The organism is Myxococcus sp. AM010, assembly GCF_013372585.1.
In the GTDB taxonomy this organism is placed as follows: Bacteria; Myxococcota; Myxococcia; order Myxococcales; family Myxococcaceae; genus Myxococcus; species Myxococcus vastator.
Genome location: NZ_JABXEO010000032.1, coordinates 49,030 through 69,445, shown reverse-complemented (window position 1 = coordinate 69,445; position 20,416 = coordinate 49,030). Strand labels below are relative to the sequence as shown.

The following is a 20,416-nucleotide window of genomic DNA, read 5'->3' as shown; positions in this document are numbered from 1 at the left end:
CTGTGCCCATGACCAAGAACGGACGACGGTTCGCTGGGCTCTGGCTGGGAATGACGCTGGCCCTGGGGGCCTGCGACAGCGACTCAGGAGATGGACCGGAGGACGCTGGCGTCACGGACGGAGGCAGCGGCGACAGCGGAACGCCGGATGCGGGTGCTCCGGACGCCGGCCCCGAGCCCACCTCCGAGCAGGGCGACGGCGTCTCTCGCGAGACGACCACGGTGGCGGGAATCCCCGTGGACCGCTACGCCTGGACGGACGCCCAGGGCCGCCCGCGCACGGTGTCCCTCAAGCGGCAGTCTCCCGCTGGCAACGGCGGCTACGCGGTGCAGATGACGTATCAGGTGCCCGCTGGCGCGGAGTGGCGCACGGTGACGGTGGATGGCACGGCGGGCGGCGAGGCGGGCTTCGGCTACTTCGTGGCCCACGAGCTGTACCGCACCTTCGACGACGGCACGTCCGGCACCATCGCGGGTCGGCATGGCGAGGACGACTCGCCGCTGGGGCTGGGCTTCCCGGTGGAGGCCTCGCGCTCGGAGATAGCGCCGGCGTCCACCTCCGCCAGCCACCGCTTCACGCTGCGGTATCCCAAGTGGGGCACGCGCGCCGCCATGGCCAACGTGACGGAGGCGACGGCGGCGGCGGACGCCGCGCACCAGAAGTTCATGGTGCCCGTCACCATCCACTGGGTCTTCCAGAAGGGCACGGACTTCCCGCGCATCGACACGCGGATGGACCTGAGCGAAGCCACCGCGGGCCAGTTGTCCTTCGACATGCGCGGCCCCTACGGCGTCGTCGAGTTCGCGGACGCCACCGCCAGCGCCACGCTCAACAACGTGCAGTGGGGCGACTCCCTCCACCACTTCACGACTGGAGTGGCCGCCGCGGGCGCGCTCACCACCGAGGCGAACTGGACATGGAACGAGCCCATCGGCAACACACGCAAGTACCACGCGCTGCTGGCGCGGCACCCTGCCTCCGGCGTGCTGTATGAGCTGGGGCTCGTCGAGCTGAAGCTCGGCCAGGACACCGGGCTGGTGTACGGCGGCTACAGCCTCAACACCGGGACGACGCGAGCGGCCTCGGGGCGGGCGCTGCTCAGCGGGGGCTTCTCCGCGGGCGAGTGGCCCTTCCAGTCCGCGCAGTACAGCGGGCTGTCGGCCGCGACGCCGGTGACGGGCAAGAAGTTCGCCTGGGGCAGCAGCCCGTTCTATGGCTCCGCGCTGGGCTCCGTGTACTTCAACGCCGGCGCCTCGCTCCCCATCACCGCGTTCCCCGCGAGCCGCGCGCTCGTGTACCGGACGTGCCTGGTGCTCGGCGTTTCGCCGTACACGGACGCGGCCCCGAAGTCGCTCGCTCGGCTGACCGCGGAGAGCGCCACGCCCAGCTGCGCGACGGACGCCCCGCTCTGATTCACCGGGAGCGGTGACGCCTGGGAGAGGTGGCTTGCGCCCTCGCCTGGGCGCAGAATCGCGGATGGGCCGGTGCAATCGCGCCAACGCCCGTCCGTAGCACCACCACCCCGCACGGCCGCCCATGACCGAATCGCCTAACGCCCTCACAGCCGCGCCCCGCGACGGGGGCTTCCTGTCGCGCCTGCCCACGGTGCTGCAGCCGCACCGGAGCCTGCTCACCTACTACCTCGCCAGCGCGCTGCTGGCCGGGCCCGGCTTCCCCATCCTCGGGCTCATCCGCTACTTCAAGTTCCAGACGCTGCGCTACACGCTGGACGACGAGGGCATCACCGTCCGCTGGGGCATCCTCTTCCGGCGGGAGGTGTCCCTCACCTACGCGCGCATCCAGGACATCCACCTGTCCAGCAACCTGCTGGAGCGCTGGCTGGGGCTGGCGCGCATCCAAATCCAGACGGCGAGCGGCAACTCACAGGCGGAGATCACCATCGAGGGCGTTCCCGCCTACGCGGCCATGCGGGACTTCCTCTATTCGCGGATGCGCGGGAGCCGGGAGCGGCCCACCCCCACGCAGGAGAGAGCGCGCGCCGTGCCCGAGGGTGACCCTGACGCGCTGGCGGCCACGCTCCGTGAGATTGCCGAGGAGGTGCGCGCCCTGCGGCTCAGCCTGGACAGCGGCGCCACGCGGGAGAAGCAGGATGTCTGACACGCGACACGCCTGGCTGCTGCGCCTGCTCAAGGTCCCGCCCGCGCCACACATCCCTGAAGGGAGAATGGTGCGCGTCTTCCGCGCCGCGCCCCGGCATCGCCAGTACCAGTTGCTTCACTGGGCACTGAAGCAGGTGGGGCTGACGGTGAGCTTGCTCTTCGGCTGGGTGGCGCTGAGGCGGTTCGTCCCGCACCTGCCCTTCCGCTGGGCAGAAGAGGTCGTGTGGGTCGTCGAGGCCTTCGCCTGGCTCGCCTTCATCGTGCAGCTTCCCATCAGCTTCCTGGTGGCGTGGCTCGACTACGAGTTCCGCTGGTACATCCTCTCCGACCGGAGCCTGCGCATCCGGGAAGGGCTCGTCTCCCTCCAGGAGAAGACGATGACCTTCGCCAACATCCAGCAGGTCTCCATCCGGCAGAACCCGCTCCAGCGGGTGCTCGGCATCGCCAACGTGAAGGTGGAGACGGCGGGAGGCGGCGGCCGCGGCTCGCAGGAGGCGGACGCCGCGCACACCGAGGGCCTGCACGAGGCCCACTTCCGAGGCGTGAACAACCCGGAGGAGATTCGCGACGTCATCATGACGCGCGTGCGCATGCACCGGGACGCGGGGCTGGGCGAGCCGCAGCCTCCCGAGCCGGCCCTCCCTCCGTCGGCTCCACCCTCGGCCACCACGCACGCCGCCGCCCAGGAGCTGCTGGCCGAGGTCCGTGCGCTCCGAAGCACCTGGTCCAAGCAGGGCCCAGCGGAGTCCTGAGCCCGCGGCCCCGTCCCCAGCAGCCGCGAGGCGCGCACGGCGAGGTGTCCGCGGCAGGCACGGCGCTGCCCTGGGGGCAGCGCCGCTCCGCGCCTCAGCTCCGCAGGCCGGGCGCTTCCTGGCCGGTGCGGGCCACGTACTCGGTGTAGCCGCCGCCGTACTGGTGGATGCCCTCGGGCGTCAGCTCCAGCACGCGGTTGGACAGCGCGGCCAGGAAGTGACGGTCGTGGGAGACGAACAGCATCGTCCCCTCGTAGCGGGAGAGCGCCGTAATCAGCATCTCCTTCGTGGCCATGTCCAGGTGGTTGGTGGGCTCGTCCAGCACCAGGAAGTTCGGCGGGTCGAAGAGCATCTTCGCCATGACGAGCCGGGCCTTCTCACCGCCGGACAGCACGCGGCACTTCTTCTCCACCTCGTCACCGGAGAAGCCGAAGCAGCCGGCCAGCGCCCGCAGCGAGCCCTGCCCCGCGCGGGGGAAGGCGTCCTCCAGCGCCTGGAACACCGTCCGCTCGCCGTCCAGCAGGTCCATGGCGTGCTGCGCGAAGTATCCCAACTTCACGCTGCCACCCAGCGCCACGTTGCCCGTGTCCGGCTGCGTGGCGCCCGTCACCAGCTTCAGCAGCGTGGACTTGCCCGCGCCGTTGACGCCCATGACGGCCCAGCGCTCCGTGCGGCGCACCAGGAAGTCCAGCCCCTCGTAGATGGTGCGGCTGCCGTAGGCCTTGTTCACGTTCTTCAGGCTCACCACGTCGTCGCCCGAGCGCGGCGCCGGCTGGAATTCGAAGAGCACCGTCTGGCGCCGCTTGGGCGGCTCCACGCGCTCAATCTTCTCCAGCTTCTTCACCCGGCTCTGCACCTGCGCGGCGTGCGAGGCGCGCGCCTTGAAGCGCTCGATGAACTTCAGCTCCTTGGCGAGCATGGCCTGCTGGCGCTCGAACTGCGCCTGCTGCTGCTTCTCGTTCATCGCCCGCTGCTGCTCGTAGAACTCGTAGTCGCCGGTGTAAGTCGACAGCGAGCCGCCGTCGATTTCGACCACCTTGTTCACGATGCGGTTCATGAACTCGCGGTCGTGCGACGTCATCAGCAGCGCGCCGTCGTAGTTCTTGAGGAACTCCTCCAGCCAGATGAGGCTCTCGATGTCCAGGTGGTTGCTCGGCTCGTCGAGCAGCATCGCGTCCGGGCGCATCAGGAGGATGCGGGCCAGCGCCACGCGCATCTTCCAGCCGCCCGACAGCGCGCCCACGTCGCCGTCCATCATCTCCTGGGTGAAGCCCAGGCCCGCCAGAATCTCCCGCGCGCGGCCCTCCAGCGCGTAGCCGCCCAGCTCCTCGAAGCGCCCCTGGACCAGGCCGTAGCGCTCCACGAGCTTGTCCATGTTGTCCGCCTGGTCCGGGTCGGCCATGGCCGCCTCCAGCTCCTTCAGCTCGGCGGCCACCGTGCTCACCGGGCCCGCGCCGTCCATCACCTCGGCGGCGGCGCTGCGGCCCTCCATCTCACCCACGTCCTGGCTGAAGTAGCCAATGGTGACGCCCCGGTCGACCGCGACCTGGCCCTCGTCGGGGTGCTCCTGGCTGGTAATCATCCGGAACAGCGTCGTCTTGCCGGCCCCGTTGGGACCGACGAGGCCCACCTTCTCCCCCTTGTGGAGCGCCGCGGAGGCCTCGATGAAGAGAATCTGCTGGCCGTTCTGCTTGCTGATGTTGTCGAGACGAATCATGTGCGTGCGGGGGGCCCGGAAGCGGGTGCGGCGCCCTTATGCCACGTAGCGCGCCCCGGGAAGAATGTTCCGAACCCGTAGAAGGCGACTTCTCTTGCATGGGAGCGGACAGGCAGGGAAGCCCCCGGCCCCAGGCTGGAAGTGGGACCTGCCCCTACGGGCGCGGTGACATAGAGTGCAGCGCCGTGCTGACCGTCGACGCCCACCCCTCCCTGGACACCCTGACCTTCACCACCACCTTCCCCGGGCCGCTGGGCGGGCTGCCCTCCCCGGAGTGGCTGGTGGCGCTGCTGAGGCCCGGCGCCACCGCGCCCCTGTCCAGCGACGACACCGTGCGCGGCGCCATCCGCGACATGCTCCGCCACGGTGGCTACAAGCCCACCGGGCGTGGCAAGCCCGCGTCGGAGTACCTGGTGCGCGCCTCGGGTGACGGCTCGCTGGGCGCCATCAACCTGGCCGTGGATGCCTGCAACGCGGTGTCCCTGCACAGCGGCCTGCCCATCAGCGTGGTGGACCTGGAGCGGGCCACCGCCCCCTTCCGCGTGGGCGTGGCGCCGGAGGGCGCGCAGTACGTCTTCAACGCGTCCGGGCAGAGCATCGACCTGGGGGGCCTGCTGTGCCTCTTCGACGCGGCGGGGCCCTGCGCCAACGCCGTCAAGGACGCGCAGCGCACCAAGACGACCGCGGACACCCGCCGCACCCTCACCGTGCTCTGGGGCGCCAAGGCCCTGGGAGCGCGCACCGCCCAGGCCTTCGACTGGTACCGGGAGCTGCTGGCGCGCGCGGGGGCCACGGTGGAGCGCCTGCCCTGAGCCGCGCCGTCGCCCTTGAAACATGCCGGCCGACGGTGCAGACCCGGGGCATGGCGGGACTGAAATCCAGCAGGTGGGCGCTGCTGCTGCTCGCGTGGCTTCATGCGACAACGGCGGCGGCGCAAATCATCAACGTCCAGGGGTTGTTCGACGAGAACACGGGCCCGGGGCGCTCGGCCGCCGTGGATTTGGGCGCGGACTGGCGCACGGGCAGCATCGACCTCTTCAGCTTGCGCGGCGCCCTGGTGGGCCAGTGGCGCACGGAGAATCACACCTGGATGGGCGTCGTCCGGGGGGAGTACGCCTTCGCCGCCGATGAGGTCATCGTCAGCAAGGTGCTGGAGCACGTCCGCTACCGCTACCAGTTCACGGAGCGGCTCTCCGGCGAGGCGTTCCTCCAGCACGAGTTCGACGAGTTCCGCCGCATCCAGTTCCGGGCCCTGCTGGGCGCCGGGCCCCGGGTGAAGCTGCTGACGGACAAGAAGGCCACGCTGGTGGTGGGGCTCGCCCTGATGCTGGAGCACGAGCGCATCCGCCGGGACGCCGAACCCGACGCCGGGACGTTCCGCACCGACCCGCGCCTGTCCAGCTACATCCTGGGGCGGCTGGAGCTCATGGAGAACGTCGCCCTGGTGCAGACGCTCTACGCCCAGCCCCGCGTGACGAACTTCGCCGACGTCCGCCTGCTCAACGACACCATCTTCGAGGTGAAGCCCAACGAGCGGCTCACCGTCAGCATCGGCTTCAACCTCGCCTTCGACAACTCCCCGCCCCTGGCCGTCCCCAAGCTCGACACCCAGCTGCGGACCTCGGTGGGCATCCGGCTGTAGCGCCCCCGGCGGGCCCGGCGCCGCCCGGGGGAGATTGTCACCCGGGCGACAGCAGCCAGCGCTCGCCCGCCTCCCCGCCCCTGCCCGGCGGCGCCCGGTTGTTGGCAACCGTCTTGCTACCGTGCCTCGCAGGGCAACAACAGGGTGGCGAGGCCGGCGATGACGGAACTGTATGTGGAGTGCAAGGACACGGTGGCGAAGGCAGTGACCCTCTTCCCGAAGGACACGGTGGTGAGGGCGCTGTCACTGATGCAGCGGTATGGCTTGAGCCGACTGCCGGTGGTGGACGACGTGCACGGTGAGCTCATCGGCGACGTGACGGCCGACGACCTCACCCGGGTCTGGGAGCACGCGCCGCTGGCCTGTATGTCGGAAATTCTTTCACTGAAATCCCTGCGGGATGAGGACCTGGAGGACGCCACCCGCTGGGGGCCGCGCATCACCCTGGTCTCCCCGCTGGTGGACGTGTACCAGACCAGCAAGCGCTGGGTGCAGTAGGCGCGGAGGTACGGATGAAGGCGCTCAGCCGAGCACGGGCGTGAGCGCCTTCATCCACACCACCACGGCGGCGGCGCCCGCGTCCGGTACACCGACGGCGCGCGCGCCCAGGTAGCTGGCGCGGCCCAGGCGCGGCTGCATCCGGGACGTCGCCTCCTCTCCCGCCTCGGCCGCCTGCACCGCCGAGGCCCAGGCCTCGCGAGCCCCCTGCCCGCCGCGCACCGCCTTCGCGAACGCATCCGCGGCGGGCCGAAGCGCATCGAGCATGGTGCGATCTCCAGGCCGCGCACCGCCCAGCTCCGCCACGGCGCTGACGGCCAGGTCGAAGGCCTCGGCCCACGCGGAGGCATCCGCGGGCCCCTCCGCCAGCCGGCGCGCGGCACGCAGCAGCGCCGTCGCATAGAAGGGCCCCGAGCTGCCGCCGATGCTGCGCCGGAGCGCGTTGCCGAGCGCCGTCAGCGCGCGCTCGGGGCGGGTCCACGCGTCCTCCGGCAGGGCGCGAATCGCCTCGGCGCCACGCACCAGACTGAGCCCCAGGTCACCATCGCCCGCGGCGCTGTCGAGCGCTGTCAGCCGAGATTCGGACAGCTCGAACGCCTCCGCCACCCGCAGGACTGCCTTCCGGAAGCGGTCCATCCCTGGCAGCGGCGCCTCCGCCGGGGGTGATGCCGACGTCGAAGCAACTGAAGGCCGGTACACCCCCGGCTCCTTCGGCAGCCGTCCCGCGCCGGGCCACGCGGGCGCATCCACCGCCGCATCCAGGCGGGCCAGCCGCGCGTCGTCCACCTTCAGCAGCGTCAGCGAGCAGCCGGGCATCTCCAGCGCGGAGAGGAACGTCCCGCTCCACGCGCGCTCCACGCGGATGCCGCCCTGGCGCAGAACGGCCAGCGCGTGCCGGGCGACGATGGCCAGCTCCATGGGCGGCGTGCCGCCCAGTCCGTTGACGAGCAGCACCACCCGGTCTCCCGAGCCGATGCGCCGGTCCTCGACGATGGTGGTGAGCAGCGTGTCCACCAGGCTGTCCGCCGTCTGCATCGGCGCGCGGCGCACGCCCTGCTCGCCGTGGATGCCCAGGCCCAGCTCGATTTCGTCCTCCTCCAGCGTGAAGCCCGGCTTGCCCGCCGCGGGCACGGTGCAGGGCCCAAGGGCCACGCCCATGGTGCCCAGCGCCTCCGCCGCCGCGGTGGCCTCGCGGAGGACGTCCCGCAGCGACGCGCCCGAGGCCGCCGCCGCGCCCGCGACCTTGTGGACCAGCACCGTGCCAGCGATGCCCCGGCGCCGCGCGGGCTCCACCGTGTCGTGCAGGGACACGTCGTCCGCCACCACCACCAGCTCCACGGGGATGCCCTCGGCGCGCGCCAGCTCGGCGGCCAGCCCGAAGTTGAGCCGGTCCCCGGTGTAGTTCTTCACGACGAGCAGCGCGCCCGCGGGCCCCGCGACGGCGCGGATGGCGGCCAGCACGGCATCGGTGCTCGGCGAGGTGAAGACGTCACCCGCCACCGCCGCGTCCAGCATGCCCGCGCCCACGTAGCCCGCGTGCGCCGGCTCATGGCCACTGCCACCACCGGAGAGGACGGCCACCTTGCGCGCGCGGACGTCGGACGGCGTGTCGGCGCGGAGCACCACCAGCTCCCCTTCCAGCAGCACCTGTCCGGGGGCGAGCGAGACCAGGCCCTCCAGCAGCTCCCGCACCACCGCGCGAGGGGCGTTGACCAGCTTCTTCATGAACGTGTCCTCTCTCAGACGCCGTTGAAGAAGTCGACGACGCCCGTCTCCAGCGAGTACTCGGCGCCGACGATGCGCATGCCTTCCTCCCGGCACAGCCGCTCCAGCAGGCGGCTGCCATGGCGGAGATGGTCGCAGGAGTTGCGGATGTTGGCGCGGACGGACTCCTTCAGCAGGAACTCCGGGTCCGCCTTCGGCCCGGCGGCGCTCACCACCGTCGTCACCGGCTCGCGGCAGCGCTCCACGATGTCGCGGATGTTGTCGGACGCCGCGCCCGTGCCGTTGCGCACGGAGTCCAGCGTGGCCTTGATGGCGCCGCAGTGCGAGTGCCCCATCACCACCGCCAGCCGCGTGCCGAACTCCGCCGCCGCGAACTCCACGCTGCCCACCAGCGACGGCGCGACGACGTTGCCCGCCACGCGGATGACGAACAGGTCACCCAGCCCCTGGTCGAAGATGTACTCCGACGGCGCGCGCGAATCGGAGCACGAGAGGATGATGGCGAAGGGACTCTGCCCCGCCACCAGCGCCTGCCGGGCGGAGCGGCCGAGCGGGTTCTCCACGCTGCGTACGTTCATGACGAACCGCTGGTTGCCCTCCCGAAGCTGCGCGAGGGCGTCCTGGGCGGACAGGGGTGGCGTCGGAGCGGTGGGCATGGCGCGGGTCCTCGCGGGCGGGTGAAGGAAAAGGTGGCAACCCAGCGGAGCGCTATACACCAGCCAGGCGGCCAGGGGGCGGGCCGTCCCACCGCTTCAACACGGGAGTTCGGCTGTCAGACACCGAGCGCGTCGCGGATGTGCTTCACGATGTCCGCTGGCGGCGGCGTCACGTCCACGCTGAGCGCGCGCGAGGGCAGCTCCATGGTCGCCATCTGACTCTCCAGCAGGGACGCGGGCATGAAGTGCCCCTGGCGCTGCGACATCCGGCGGGCGAGCACCTCATGCGGCGCGTGCAGGAACACCCACCTCACGTGCGCGGGGTCCAGCTCCTCCAGCAGCGTGCGGTAGGCCTGCTTGAGGCCGGAGAACGCCATCACCACGTCCTCGCCCCGCGCCAGCGCCCGCGCCACTTCATCGCGCAGCTTGCGCAGCCAGGGGGCGCGGTCCTCGTCCGTCAGCGGCGCGCCCGCGGCCATCTTCATCACGTTGGAGCGCGGGTGCAGGTCATCCGCGTCGACGAAGCGCCAGCCCAGCTCGGCCGCCAGGGTGCGGCCCACCGTCGTCTTCCCCGCTCCGGACACCCCCATGATGATGACGACCATTGACGCGACTCCTCCTGGCTCCGGGGCCCTCTGACACATCGTGGGGTTCCCAGCGGCCTCGCGCCACCCCTTCCGAGGCGGAATGCCCACCGCATCACGTCCCGGAACGTCGGACCCAGGGGGTATGCTTCATCCCATCGCCGCCCGGGATGCGGCGCGGAGGGTCGGTCATGGCGGACATCGCGGACGGGGAGCAGGTCTCGGTTCAGGGCTCGGGCTCCAAGCCCTACATCCTCAAGAACACCGGCGGTGTGTATTCGTGCTCGTGTCCCGCCTGGCGCAACCAGTCGGTGGCCATCGAGCGGCGCACCTGCAAGCACCTGCGGCGCGTGCGCGGAGACGACTCGGAGAACGCGCGCCTCGGCGGTGACGCGTCCGGCGCTCCCGCGGTCCCCGCTCGCCCGGCGAGGAGCACGTCATCCGGCGACGACACCCAGGCCCCGCCCCTGCTGCTGGCCCAGTCGTGGGAGAACGACGTGGACCTCACCGGCTGGTGGATGAGCGAGAAGCTGGACGGCGTGCGCGCGTACTGGGACGGGAAGCAGTTCTGGTCGCGGCTGGGCAACGCGTTCCTCGCGCCGGAGTGGTTCACCGCGGGGCTGCCGGACTTCCCGCTCGACGGTGAGCTGTTCGGCGGGCGCAAGCGCTTCCAGCGCACGGTGAGCGTCGTCCGCCGGCAGGACCGCAGCGACGACTGGAAGGAGCTGGCCTTCGTCGCCTTCGACGCGCCCGGCGTGGAGGGCACCTTCGAGGCGCGGCTGGAGCGCTGCCGGCAGTGGATGGAGGAGGCGAAGCCCCCGTATGCGCAGTGGCACGCCCATGCGCGCTGTGACGGCACGCCGCACCTGCGCGCGGAGCTGGCGCGCGTGGAGGCGCTGGGTGGAGAGGGCCTCATGCTGCGCCAGCCCGGCTCGCGCTACGAGGCGGGCCGCTCCCACACGCTGCTCAAGGTCAAGAGCTTCAAGGACGACGAAGCGCGCGTGGTGGGACACGTCGCGGGCGCGGGTCGCCACAAGGGCCGCCTGGGCGCGCTGGAGGTGGAGCTGCGAAACGGCACGCGCTTCAGCGTGGGCACGGGCCTGTCGGACGCGGAGCGCGCATCGCCGCCCCCCGTGGGTGCCATCATCACCTTCCGCTACCAGGAGCTGTCCAACGACGGCGTGCCACGCTTCCCGTCGTACGTGGGTGTGCGCGTCGACGCCGCCCCCTTCGCCGCGCGCTGAGGCCAGCCGTCCCACGGCAGGAGTCACCGGTCCGCTGGTCGACGGAGCGGCGCCGCATTGCCACCTGACAGACGGTGCGTGCCCGGGGTGATGCGCGCCCGGGCGCCACCCTGGTGTCTGCTTCAGGGAACCATGCACTGCGAGCTCTGTCTGACCGAGCATCCCTACGAGGTGGCGTGTGGCGGCGAGCCCTGGACGCAGGTGTACCTGTCCACGGGCGACGAGGAGGCCCCTCCCGTGGACCTCACGGGCCAGACGTTGGGGAGTTACCGGCTGGTCCGCCGGCTGGGCGCTGGAGGGATGGGCACCGTCTACCTGGGCGAGCAGACGCGCATTGGCGCGCGGGTGGCGGTGAAGGTGCTGCACCCCCACCTGGGCCGGGACGAAAGCCTGCGCGCGCGCTTCTACGCGGAGGCACGCACGGTCAACGTGGTGGGCCATCCGAACATCGTCCACATCTTCGACATCAATGAGGCGCCCGGCGGCCTCCACTACTTCGTCATGGAGTACCTGGAGGGCGTGCCCATGTCGAACCTGCCCCGGCCCATGGTGCCCGCGGCGTTGGTCTCGCTGCTGGCGCAGGCGTGTGACGCGCTGGACGCGGCGCACCGGTGCGGCGTGGTGCACCGGGACTTGAAGCCAGACAACCTCTTCGTGGTGCGGCACGCGGGGGAGCCGCCGTCGCTGCGCGTGCTGGACTTCGGCGTGGCCAAGGCGCGCCGTCCCCACCCGGGCGAGGATGAGACGGCGGCGGGCATCGTCCTGGGCACGCCAGCGTACATGGCGCCCGAGCAGTCCGCGGGGCAGCCGGTGGACGGACGCGCGGACATCTACGCGCTGGCGGTGACGGCCTACTACCTGTCCACGGGGCAGCTCCCCTTCGAGCGGGGGCAGATGGTGGAGCTGGCGCTGGGCACGGGCCCGGTGGGCGCGCCGCCGCCGCACCTGCTGGTGCCCGGGGTGCCGCCCGCGCTGTCGGAGGTGCTGCTGCGCGCGCTGTCGCGCCGCTGCGAGGACCGCTACGCCACCGCGCTGGAGTTCAAGGAGGCCCTGCTGCTGGCCGCCGCCCAGCCGCTGGCGGACGCCCTGTCACCCCAGACGCCGCCGCCGCGCAGCCACACGCCGGTGCCGTCCCTGGCGTGGCTGGACTCCGAAGGCCCCGCGACGGAGCCCAACATGCTCACCCCGCCCCTGACGTGGGTGGCGCGCGTGCGGCGCCGCTCCGGCGCGGGCGACGTGGAGGTGCTGTGCACCGAGCTGAGCCGGGGCGGGCTCTTCCTGTGCTGCGCGGACCCCTTCCCGCGCCTGTTCAACCGGCTGGAGTTCACCCTGCTGCTGGCCGGCGAGCTGGTGGAGTGCGCGGGCGAGGTGGTGCGGCACGTGGACGCCGCCCAGGCCCAGACGTGGGGCATGTTGTCCACGGGCGTGGGCGTGCAGTTCATCAACCCGTCCGCCCGGCTGTGCGAGCTCATCCGCCGCGTGCAACCCCACCGGCTGACCACGCCCGCGTCCACGTTGATGCGGGCGGAGGTGGTGCTCTGACGCGGGCCAGGCGTCACTTCACCGTGAAGGTCCGCGACGCGCCGGAGTAGGGCCGCACGTTGCCGTCCCAGCCCGACTTCCAGTGGCCTTCGTGGACCAGCCGGTAGGTGCCCGGCGCCGCGTCCTCCGGGATGTCCCACGTCACGGTGACGTGGGAGCACGCCAGCGTGGGCACGCAGTTCTCGCGCTTCCATTGGTAGCGCGTGGCCGGGTCCGCGTCGGTGGCCACGTCCGTCCAGGCGCCGTCCGGCTCGCGCCGCTGCACGCGCAGGAAGGTGTCCTCCAGGCGCAGGTCATTCTTGGGGTGCCCCCCCCAGAAGGTGGCGCGCGCCGTGTCGCCGAGCGAGTACGCGGGCTGTGCGTCGGTGACGACCTCGCCGAAGTCCACCCACAGGAGCTTGTCGTCGAACACCACGCCGGGCTGCAGGCTGAGCTGCTCCTCGCGCAAGTCCCTGGGCGTGGGCCCGGGCGGCACACCGGCCCCGTCCCGCAGCGAGGTGGCCAGCAGGTGGAAGTGCTGCTGAAGGGCCGCCAGCGTCCACGGGCCGAAGTGCGTGGAGGCGCCTTCATAGTCCTGGCGCGCGTACTCCTCGCGGGTGGCCACGTAGCCCGAGTAGGCATTGGACAGGCCCGCGATGACGACGTCCGTCACCCCCGTGGGCGCCAGCGCCCTCTCCACGGTGTCGCGCAGGCGGCGTCCCGCCATGGTCGTCAATTCGAAGGGCACCGCCACCAACGCCAGGTTGCCAATGGTGACCAACTGCAGGGGCAGCACCTCCGGTGTCCATGGATAAGGCCGCATGCCGCCCGTCTCCAGGACGATGGGCTTCTCCGCCTGACACGGCGTGGTGGTGAGCGAGCAGCTGAATTGCCCCCAGGCATTCTGACCGGCGGCGCAGGTGACGCCCTCCACGCCGACGCCCGGCCCGTCCTCCGCTCCCGCCAGCATGGACACGCCGATGGCGGCCGGGCAGGTGGCTCGGGGCGCGCCGTCCGCGAAGGAGGGCGCCACGTCCACCGCGTCCATCTTCACGTAGACGTGTCGGTAGTCCACGCCGCCCGTGAGCGGCGTCTTCGCCTCCGCCCACAGCTTCGCGGCGAAGTCGTACTGCTTGCGACCGGAGAGGTCCGTGTCCTCGAAGTCATCGGCGCCGCCGCCGTGGGTGCCGCCCAGGATGTTGGGCGTCACGTCGCCCTCGTTGGCGTTGGCGAAGGCGGCGACGAAGGCGCCACTGTCTCCGTCCCCCTGCGCCTGCTCGGCGAGGTACGAGGCCAGGCCCTTGTTGTCGCCACTGATGAGGGTGTTGCCATTACCCATGGACGTGGCGTGCACGGCGAACCAGTTGATGAGCCCCACGTCTGCGCCATCCGCGCGGGTGAGGCGCAGCAGCGTCATCCGCGTGTCCACGTCGTGCGCGTAGCGGGCGCGCTCATCGGCCGGGTTGAGCAGGTAGGCGTTGGGAGAGCGGTTGCGGCTGGCCCCGAGCAGCTCCCCGGAGGCCACGCGCAGCGAGCCCCCGGCGAGCCGCTCATGCGCCTGGACGATGGAGGCGACGATGCCGGCGACGATGGCCTCGAAGTTCCGTGGCGAGAAGCCCAGCGTGGTGAGGTTGTAGAAGGTGTAGTGCGAATAGCCCCCCGGCCCGGAGTGGGTGTGGGTGGCGCTCAGCAGCACGTTGTCATCGGTGTACAGGTCGCCGTAGCGCGCGCGCAGCCGCTCCACGACCTGCTGCTTCACCGCCTGGAACACCATGCCCAGGTCCGCGCTGACGAAGGCCACCCGCTTGCCGTTGCAGGGCGAGGCGATGACGAACGCGCGCGAGCGCAGCCGCTGGTGGATGCCGGTGGTCTGCTGCTCCACCATGCCGTAGCCCATCATCCCCACCTCGGCGGCGGGGCCGGTGATGTCGGCGCTGCCCGCGCCCAGCAGGAAGTCCCGCGCGTCCTCGCACGCGCCCGTCAGGCCGGACGCGGAGGACTCGGGGTGCGGAGAGGTCCGCCAGGGCTGGTGAGCCGCCTGGGCGCCCGTCGCGAGCACGAGCAAGAGCGCCAGCAGGTGCCGGACGAAGTAGGTGCGCATGGCCTGCCTCCAAGGCGCCAGGGGACATACCCCCGGAGTGGAAGTGGATAACGCTTCAGGGCGGACGCGCAGTACCGGAAGAAAGAGCCGTCGAGCGGGCTACAGTCCGCGCGAGGGCCGGAGGTGACGCCGGCCCCCCCAGCGCTCACGCGCCCGGCCGGTTCGCCGGGGTCTTGGACGGCGCGGCGCTGAGCGCCACGCGGAAGGTGGTGCCCGCGCCCACCGACGACTCCACGGAGATGTGGCCGCCCAGCGCCGTCACAATCGTGTCGCAGATGGACAGGCCCAGGCCGGTGCCCAGGCCGGAGGACTTGGTCGTGAAGAAGGGGTCGAAGATGCGGCGCAGATGCTCCGGGGGAATGCCCTGGCCCGTGTCGCTCACCACCACCAGCACCCGGCCGCCCACCTCCGCGCGGGTGGTGAGGCGGATTTCGTTCGTCTCCGAGTTGCCCTCTTCGATGGCGTGCGCGGCGTTGATGAGGAGGTTGAGGAACACCTGGAACAGCTTGCCCTCGTTGCCACGCACGAGCGGCACCTCGCCGTAGTCCTTCACCAGCCGGGCGCGGGCGCGCACCACGCTGGCGGCCATCTGCGACACGGATTCGAGCACCGCGTGGACATCCACCGACTCTTCCTTGCCGTCCTCCACGCGGGAGAAGACGCGCAGCTGGCGGACAATCTGGCGCATGCGCTCGGCGCCCTCCCGGGCGTCGTCGAGCACCTGCCGCAGCTCCACCAAATCCTCCGGAGAGAGCATCCGGGGGCGCACGCCGCCCACGGCGCTGTGCAGGTAGTCCAGGTTGGACAGCACGTAGGCCAGGGGGTTGTTCAGCTCGTGGGCGATGCCGGCGGCGAGCAGGCCCATGGAGGCCATGCGGTCGGTCAGCATCAGCTGCGCCTGGGTGCGCTTGCGCTCGGTGAAGTCGCGCGCCACGGTGATGCGCGCGGGCGAGCCGTCCAGCACCACTGCCAGCGTCACCAGGTCCGCCACCACCACCTCGCCGTCGCTGCGCACCAGTGGCATCTCCACCACGCGCGCAGCGCTCTTGCCCTCCAGCGCCTGACTCAGGTGGAGCTGCGCGGCGCCCCGGTCCTCGGGACGGACCAGGTCCAGCATGTGGCGGCCCACCAGCTCCGTGGCGTCGCGGAAGCCCAGGTACTGCACCAGCGCCGGGTTGACGGAGAGCAGCACGCCGTCGCCCACGTGCACCAGCACCGGGTCCGGGAAGGCCTCGATGAGCAGGTGGACGCCGGCCTCGGTGCGCCGCAGCGTCGTCTCCGTGCGCATGCGCAGCGCGTTGGCCGTGCGCTGCTCCAGCGCCAGGGACAGCGCGCCCGACGCGCCCGACAGCAGGTTCACCTCCATGGGGCCCCAGGACTGGGGCTCGCGGCAGTTGTCGAAGCCGATGACGCCGAAGAGCTGCCCGTGGACGTGCAGGGGCAAGAGCAGCACGGAGCGGACGCCCTGCGCCTCCAGCATGGGCGCCAGCAGCTCCGTGAAGTCGCGCGGCTGGCCCTGCACCGGCTCGCCGCGCCGCAGTTGTTCGGACTGGTCGGGCTGCAGGGCCTCGTTGAAGGGCAGGCCGTGCATGTTGGGGTCCTCCAGGTTGGGAGGAATCCCCGGCGCGCACCACTCCGCGCGCTGCGACGCCAGCAGCGCGCCGTCCTCGGCGGAGTGCAGCTCGAAGATGTAGACGCGGCTGGCGGCGGAAACGTGGCCCAGCGGCTCGACGACGGCGCCGTACAGGTCGTCCGGCAGCTCGTGCCCCATCATCCGCCGCTGCACCTGCACCATGGCGTCCAGGTAGCGCTCGCGGGTGGTGACGGCCTCCTCGGCGGTGCGCCGCGACGTCACGTCCAGGAGCGTCCCAATCACCTCGCCCGGCACGGTGGCCAGGGCCCGGGCGGACAGCTCCACCCAGCGGACACCCTGGCCACCGCCGGCATCCACGCGCAGCTCCTGACGCGAAACGGGGGTGCCGGGCACGTACGCCAGCAACGCCTGGGCGCGCTCGCGGTCCTCCAGGTGGATGGCGTCCAGCAGCGCACGGCCCCGCCACGCGGCCACCGGCGCCCCGGTGAGGCGCTCCCAGGCGCCGCCCAGCACCGTGAGCCGCCCCTGGGCGTCGAGCTGGAACACCACCTCGTGCAGCAGCTCGGACAGGTGCTGGAAGCGCTCGGACTCCACCTGGCTCCCGGCGTGCGCCGCCCGCGCCTTCATGGGAGGGAGCAGGTCACACGCCACGTCTGCGGGGACCGTCCCTGAAGCCTCCCCGGGAGCGTCGATGACGGCCGCGTCCCGTTGCTCGTCTGCCACGTGCTGGCCTCCCTTGCGCCTCATCGGGGAGGGGCCGGGGCCCTGACGGCACCAACGGCTGCCGGGAGCGAATCCAGACCCTGCGGTTCCCCTCCCGTGGCGACATCGACCCGAAGCATATCGGGTCTCAAGAACTGGAAGTCAATGAAGGCGGGAGAAGTTCACGCTCCGTCTTCGGGCTCCCATCCACCCGGAGCACCTGAGCGGGGCCGCTGCCGCCGGTCCCCCACGACGCGGGCCGGCACGCCCGCGACAATGGCCCACTCCGGCACGTCCCGGGTGACGACGGCGCCCATGGCCACCACGGCGTGGTCCCCCACGGTGACACCGTCGGTGATGCCGGCGTTGGCGCCCACCCACACGTCCGCGCCAATGACGAGCCCTCGCGAGGTGACGGGCTGCTCGCGCACGGGCCGGTCCGGGGCGAGGCCGTGGTCGAAGGCGTAGAGGGTGGCCCCGGTGGCGATGCGGGTGCCCTCGCCGATGCGGATTCCCGCGGCGCCGCCGTCCAGGCTCGCCCGGGCGTTGATGCTCACCCGGGGCCCGAGCGTCACGGGGCCATGCAGGAAGACCTCCGCGGCGATGCCGCACCCCGGGCCGATGGAGACGGTGCGTCCGGGCTCGGCGAAGATGCGCGCCTCCGGGGCGATGAAGCACCCCTCCGCGATGTCCACCGTCTCCAGCTCGCGCAGCAGCGCCTGCACCTCGCGCTGCCACGCCTCCGCCCAGCCGCGGTGGCGGGGCTTGAGGACGAAGTAGAGCCACGGCATCCAGGAGAGCCGGCGCTTGTGCTGCTCACGGCGAAGCGCGTCCAGGTCCACGCCCATTCCCTATCATGCTCCGGTGGCCCGCCGGGTGGGTTCCCAGGTGAAGCGGCAGCGCTCGCGCTCCAGGGCAATGGCCTCCACGTCTCCGGCCGCGGGCTCCAGGCGCGACACCATGTCGCTCGCCTCCCACGCGTAGGGCTGAGCGTTGAGCAGGACGTGGCCGTCCACCACCGCCTGGGAGACCTCCAGGACGGGCAACTGCCCCAGGTCGCGCAGCAGCGCCTCGAAACGCCCCTGCCGCGCCGGGTCCAGGAAGCGGAAGCGCGCGCGCGCCAGCGCCGCCAGGTGGAACCACATGGGCCGGAAGGCCACGCCCGCCAGGACGAGGCGCCGGGCCATCACGAGCAGCATCTCCGTCGACTCGCGCGCCAGGCCCAGGCCCGGCACGTCCTGGCCGGGGAGCCGCGCGCGCCCCTCGCTGAAGCGCGCGCGAGGGTGACGCAGGCTGAGCCAGTTGACGAAGAGGAAGGGCTCCCCCGCCAGCACGCGGCGCTCCACGACGCAGTCCACCAGCAGGTGCTCCTGGCCCGCCGCGCAGCCGTGCACCTCCATCCGGTCTCCCTCTCCCACGGAGCCCACCTCCACGCGCAGCCGGCTGTAGCCGAGCCGCTCCACGTAGGAGAGGAGGCCGTAGCGGAAGAAGGCGTACTCGAGCGCCTGCGCCGTGTAGTAGCCGAGGATGCGCGGCTGGCGCTGGCCGCCGCTCAAGCCCAGGGAGCCCTCCAGGTCCTCCTGGGTGATGGGCTCGTCCAATGGCGTCACGCCCTCGCGCGTCAGGGAGCGGGCGATGCGCTGATAGCGCGCGCTCAGCGGGTCATAGCGCGCCTTGATGCGGCGGCCCCCCTGCCCCGCCAGGACGAGCACGGTGCCCGCGAACACCTTCCACGCGTCGCGGTGATAGCCCCCGCCCGGCAGCCAGACGCTGGGGATGCCCCGCAGCGCGCGCGCCAGGGATCTATCTCTCCGGCGGGCGCCTCTCAGGGACAGGCCCACGCGGCCAAAGCGGTCTCCCGCGAGCACGTCGCTGCCCGCGATGACGAAGGCCACGTCCGGCCGGGGCATGCGCTCCAGGAGTCCGTCGAGCAGGGCCAGGTAGGTCCTGTCGTCCGTGTCCTCGGGGACGCGCGTCTCGTCCACCTCGGGCGACAGCGCGCCCCAGTCGCTGCCGGACAGCGAGCCAATCCAGGCCCGCTGCTGGCCCGCCAGACACTCCGCCGTGCCATCCGGTGGGTGGGCATCCAAATCCAACACCACGGCCTGTCCGTCGAAGCCGTCCGCGTGGAGGGCGGCGAGCGCTATCGCGATGTCGTTCACCGCGCAGAAGCCGCCGCCGCGCGCCGGGCCGGCGTGGTGGAAGCCGCCCGCCATGTTCACCACCGGGCCCTTGCGCGCCACCGCGAGCCGCGCCGCGCCCAGCGTGCCGCCGCACACCCGCCGCAGGTTGGACAGCAGCGCGTCCACCGGCACGTCGGCGGGGTCGGTGGCGAAGATGCGCGCCAGCGTCTCCGGCTGGCCCAGCGACTCCAGGTAGGCGGCGTCATGCACGCGCGACAGCTCGGCGAGGCTCACCGGCCGCGGGTGGTGCACGTCCTGGGAGCGCAGCGCGCGGGCCTCCAGGAGATACCAGGTGGTGAAGTCCACGCCGCGCGGCTCGATGCCCACGGAGGACTCGATGCCGGTGAGGGGCAGCCGGTAGGACTCGTCGTAGAAGGCGGGCACCGGCGCGCCGCCCCCGCTCCATCGCGACAGCCAGTCCCACAGGCTCATGGGCCCATGTCTCTCACGGCGCCAGGGCTGGGACCAGGGGCCAACGGGAGGCCCAGGCACCACGGCACAGCGGAGCTTCGCGCAGTGAACGGCGCCGTGGGCGCAGACGGGCATGACGCGGGCCGCCAGAGACCTGGCGGGTGGGGCTGGGCCTTCGCGCAAGGCGCACCGCTCGCCGCGCTTCACTCCACCGGGCGCCGGGCCTCCGCGCGCAGCGCGGGGCTCCGTCGGCGGAGCATCCGCGCGCAGACCGCCATGAGCAGCGCCCACGCCAGCCCGGCCACCCAGCCGCCCAGCACGTCCGTGGGGTAGTGCACGCCCAGATAGACACGCGTCAGGCCCACGAGGAACGGCAGCAGCAGCGCCACGGTGAGGACATAGAGCTTGAGCCGCTTGCGCTCGGCGAGCTGGGCCAGCAGCGCGCCGAGCGTGAGATACACCGTGGCCGACAGCATGGCGTGGCCGCTGGGGAAGCTCTGGCTGACCACCTCCGTGAGGTGCGGCACCACGGACGGCCGAGGCCGGGCGAAGAGCTGCTTCAGCAAGACATTGAGGCCCGCGCCGCCCAGCGTCGCGCCCAGCACGAGCAGCAGCGTCCAGTAGCGCCGCACCAGCAGGAGGAAGCCGCACACCGCCACGGTGGCGAGCGTCAGCACGGGGATGCCGCCCAGCGCCGTCACGTCCTCCGCCGCGCGCCGCAGCCACCAGGGCCCCCAGGGCCGCGCCGGGTCCTCGGGGTCGCGCAGCGCCAACAGCATGCGTTCATCGAGCTGCTGCGTCTCGCCCTCGGCCACCTCGTCCGACAGGGCGATGAAGCCCAGACAGCAGACCAGCAGCAGCAGGAGCAGCCCCAACAGCCGCGTGACCGCCACATCCCATCCCGACATCCACTGCCAGAGCCTCCGCCACATGGCGGTGACTGTATGCACTCTGGCGCCTGGCGGG

At 71.9% G+C, this 20,416-nt stretch carries 17 protein-coding genes; 8 read left to right on the top strand and 9 right to left on the bottom strand.

Annotated features, from left to right (window positions below; translation table 11 throughout):
* Positions 1 to 8 precede the first annotated feature (8 nt).
* From HV826_RS16860 to HV826_RS16850, 3 genes are all read left to right on the top strand, one after another.
* A complete protein-coding gene (locus HV826_RS16860) occupies positions 9 to 1,412 on the top strand; it encodes a hypothetical protein (RefSeq protein WP_176418049.1) in 1,404 nt (467 codons plus the stop codon).
* Positions 1,413 to 1,536: 124 nt separating this feature from the next.
* Positions 1,537 to 2,118, top strand: coding sequence for a PH domain-containing protein (locus HV826_RS16855; RefSeq protein WP_176418048.1), 582 nt, complete (start codon positions 1,537 to 1,539; stop codon positions 2,116 to 2,118).
* Positions 2,111 to 2,872, top strand: coding sequence for a PH domain-containing protein (locus tag HV826_RS16850; RefSeq protein ID WP_176418047.1), 762 nt, complete (start codon positions 2,111 to 2,113; stop codon positions 2,870 to 2,872). Before HV826_RS16855 ends, HV826_RS16850 begins: the two co-directional genes overlap by 8 nt.
* Before the next feature lie 94 nt (positions 2,873 to 2,966).
* Here HV826_RS16850 and HV826_RS16845 read toward each other — a convergent pair whose 3' ends face one another.
* A complete protein-coding gene (locus HV826_RS16845; protein WP_163783546.1) occupies positions 2,967 to 4,589 on the bottom strand; it encodes an ABC-F family ATP-binding cassette domain-containing protein in 1,623 nt (540 codons plus the stop codon).
* A 185-nt stretch (positions 4,590 to 4,774) separates the two neighbouring features.
* Here HV826_RS16845 and HV826_RS16840 point away from each other — a divergent pair, with 185 nt between their 5' ends.
* From HV826_RS16840 to HV826_RS16830, 3 genes are all read left to right on the top strand, one after another.
* Positions 4,775 to 5,401, top strand: coding sequence for a hypothetical protein (locus tag HV826_RS16840; protein ID WP_176418046.1), 627 nt, complete (start codon positions 4,775 to 4,777; stop codon positions 5,399 to 5,401).
* A gap of 50 nt (positions 5,402 to 5,451) precedes the next feature.
* Positions 5,452 to 6,231: a YdiY family protein gene (locus HV826_RS16835; protein WP_176418045.1), complete on the top strand. Its 780-nt coding sequence runs from the start codon at positions 5,452 to 5,454 to the stop codon at positions 6,229 to 6,231.
* 159 nt (positions 6,232 to 6,390) lie between these two features.
* On the top strand, positions 6,391 to 6,729 hold the full coding sequence (locus HV826_RS16830; RefSeq protein ID WP_176418044.1) for a CBS domain-containing protein: 339 nt from the start codon (positions 6,391 to 6,393) through the stop codon (positions 6,727 to 6,729).
* Positions 6,730 to 6,753: 24 nt separating this feature from the next.
* Here the strand turns inward: HV826_RS16830 and HV826_RS16825 are convergent, their stop codons facing one another.
* From HV826_RS16825 to HV826_RS16815, 3 genes are all read right to left on the bottom strand, one after another.
* The gene (locus HV826_RS16825) at positions 6,754 to 8,454 is read right to left on the bottom strand and encodes a dihydroxyacetone kinase family protein (protein ID WP_176418043.1); all 1,701 of its coding nucleotides are present in this window, start codon (positions 8,452 to 8,454) and stop codon (positions 6,754 to 6,756) included.
* Between the two features lie 14 nt (positions 8,455 to 8,468).
* Positions 8,469 to 9,110 carry a carbonic anhydrase gene (locus HV826_RS16820; RefSeq protein ID WP_176418042.1) on the bottom strand — a complete coding sequence of 214 codons (642 nt, stop codon included), beginning with the start codon at positions 9,108 to 9,110 and terminating at the stop codon, positions 8,469 to 8,471.
* A gap of 116 nt (positions 9,111 to 9,226) precedes the next feature.
* Entirely contained in the window at positions 9,227 to 9,715 is a 489-nt protein-coding gene (locus HV826_RS16815; protein ID WP_163783467.1) for a gluconokinase, read from the bottom strand.
* Positions 9,716 to 9,885: 170 nt separating this feature from the next.
* Here HV826_RS16815 and HV826_RS16810 point away from each other — a divergent pair, with 170 nt between their 5' ends.
* The gene (locus HV826_RS16810; RefSeq protein ID WP_176418041.1) at positions 9,886 to 10,938 is read left to right on the top strand and encodes a DNA ligase; all 1,053 of its coding nucleotides are present in this window, start codon (positions 9,886 to 9,888) and stop codon (positions 10,936 to 10,938) included.
* Between the two features lie 132 nt (positions 10,939 to 11,070).
* Positions 11,071 to 12,480, top strand: a complete 1,410-nt coding sequence (locus tag HV826_RS16805; RefSeq protein ID WP_176418040.1) for a serine/threonine-protein kinase — start codon at positions 11,071 to 11,073, stop codon at positions 12,478 to 12,480.
* A gap of 13 nt (positions 12,481 to 12,493) precedes the next feature.
* Here HV826_RS16805 and HV826_RS16800 read toward each other — a convergent pair whose 3' ends face one another.
* The 5 genes from HV826_RS16800 to HV826_RS16780 form a co-directional block, all read right to left on the bottom strand.
* Entirely contained in the window at positions 12,494 to 14,560 is a 2,067-nt protein-coding gene (locus HV826_RS16800) for a neutral/alkaline ceramidase (RefSeq protein ID WP_176418039.1), read from the bottom strand.
* Between the two features lie 145 nt (positions 14,561 to 14,705).
* Positions 14,706 to 16,877: an ATP-binding protein gene (locus HV826_RS16795; RefSeq protein WP_176418038.1), complete on the bottom strand. Its 2,172-nt coding sequence runs from the start codon at positions 16,875 to 16,877 to the stop codon at positions 14,706 to 14,708.
* A gap of 161 nt (positions 16,878 to 17,038) precedes the next feature.
* Positions 17,039 to 17,698, bottom strand: coding sequence for a DapH/DapD/GlmU-related protein (locus tag HV826_RS16790; RefSeq protein WP_163783462.1), 660 nt, complete (start codon positions 17,696 to 17,698; stop codon positions 17,039 to 17,041).
* A 12-nt stretch (positions 17,699 to 17,710) separates the two neighbouring features.
* Positions 17,711 to 19,471 carry a histone deacetylase gene (locus HV826_RS16785; RefSeq protein ID WP_176418036.1) on the bottom strand — a complete coding sequence of 587 codons (1,761 nt, stop codon included), beginning with the start codon at positions 19,469 to 19,471 and terminating at the stop codon, positions 17,711 to 17,713.
* 182 nt (positions 19,472 to 19,653) lie between these two features.
* Positions 19,654 to 20,358 (bottom strand): phosphatase PAP2 family protein, encoded by a 705-nt coding sequence (locus tag HV826_RS16780; RefSeq protein WP_255208083.1) that lies wholly within the window; start codon positions 20,356 to 20,358, stop codon positions 19,654 to 19,656.
* Positions 20,359 to 20,416 lie beyond the last annotated feature (58 nt).

Bases quoted from the DNA above. Each gene is read 5' to 3' on its own strand.
- HV826_RS16845 (WP_163783546.1), bottom strand. From the start codon at position 4,589: ATGATTCGTCTCGACAACATCAGCAAGCAGAACGGCCAGCAGATTCTC.
- HV826_RS16835 (WP_176418045.1), top strand. From the start codon at position 5,452: ATGGCGGGACTGAAATCCAGCAGGTGGGCGCTGCTGCTGCTCGCGTGG.
- HV826_RS16800 (WP_176418039.1), bottom strand. From the start codon at position 14,560: ATGCGCACCTACTTCGTCCGGCACCTGCTGGCGCTCTTGCTCGTGCTC.
- HV826_RS16860 (WP_176418049.1), top strand. From the start codon at position 9: ATGACCAAGAACGGACGACGGTTCGCTGGGCTCTGGCTGGGAATGACG.
- HV826_RS16785 (WP_176418036.1), bottom strand. From the start codon at position 19,471: ATGAGCCTGTGGGACTGGCTGTCGCGATGGAGCGGGGGCGGCGCGCCG.
- HV826_RS16805 (WP_176418040.1), top strand. From the start codon at position 11,071: ATGCACTGCGAGCTCTGTCTGACCGAGCATCCCTACGAGGTGGCGTGT.
- HV826_RS16850 (WP_176418047.1), top strand. From the start codon at position 2,111: ATGTCTGACACGCGACACGCCTGGCTGCTGCGCCTGCTCAAGGTCCCG.
- HV826_RS16780 (WP_255208083.1), bottom strand. From the start codon at position 20,358: ATGTCGGGATGGGATGTGGCGGTCACGCGGCTGTTGGGGCTGCTCCTG.
- HV826_RS16855 (WP_176418048.1), top strand. From the start codon at position 1,537: ATGACCGAATCGCCTAACGCCCTCACAGCCGCGCCCCGCGACGGGGGC.
- HV826_RS16810 (WP_176418041.1), top strand. From the start codon at position 9,886: ATGGCGGACATCGCGGACGGGGAGCAGGTCTCGGTTCAGGGCTCGGGC.
- HV826_RS16825 (WP_176418043.1), bottom strand. From the start codon at position 8,454: ATGAAGAAGCTGGTCAACGCCCCTCGCGCGGTGGTGCGGGAGCTGCTG.
- HV826_RS16815 (WP_163783467.1), bottom strand. From the start codon at position 9,715: ATGGTCGTCATCATCATGGGGGTGTCCGGAGCGGGGAAGACGACGGTG.
- HV826_RS16830 (WP_176418044.1), top strand. From the start codon at position 6,391: ATGACGGAACTGTATGTGGAGTGCAAGGACACGGTGGCGAAGGCAGTG.
- HV826_RS16820 (WP_176418042.1), bottom strand. From the start codon at position 9,110: ATGCCCACCGCTCCGACGCCACCCCTGTCCGCCCAGGACGCCCTCGCG.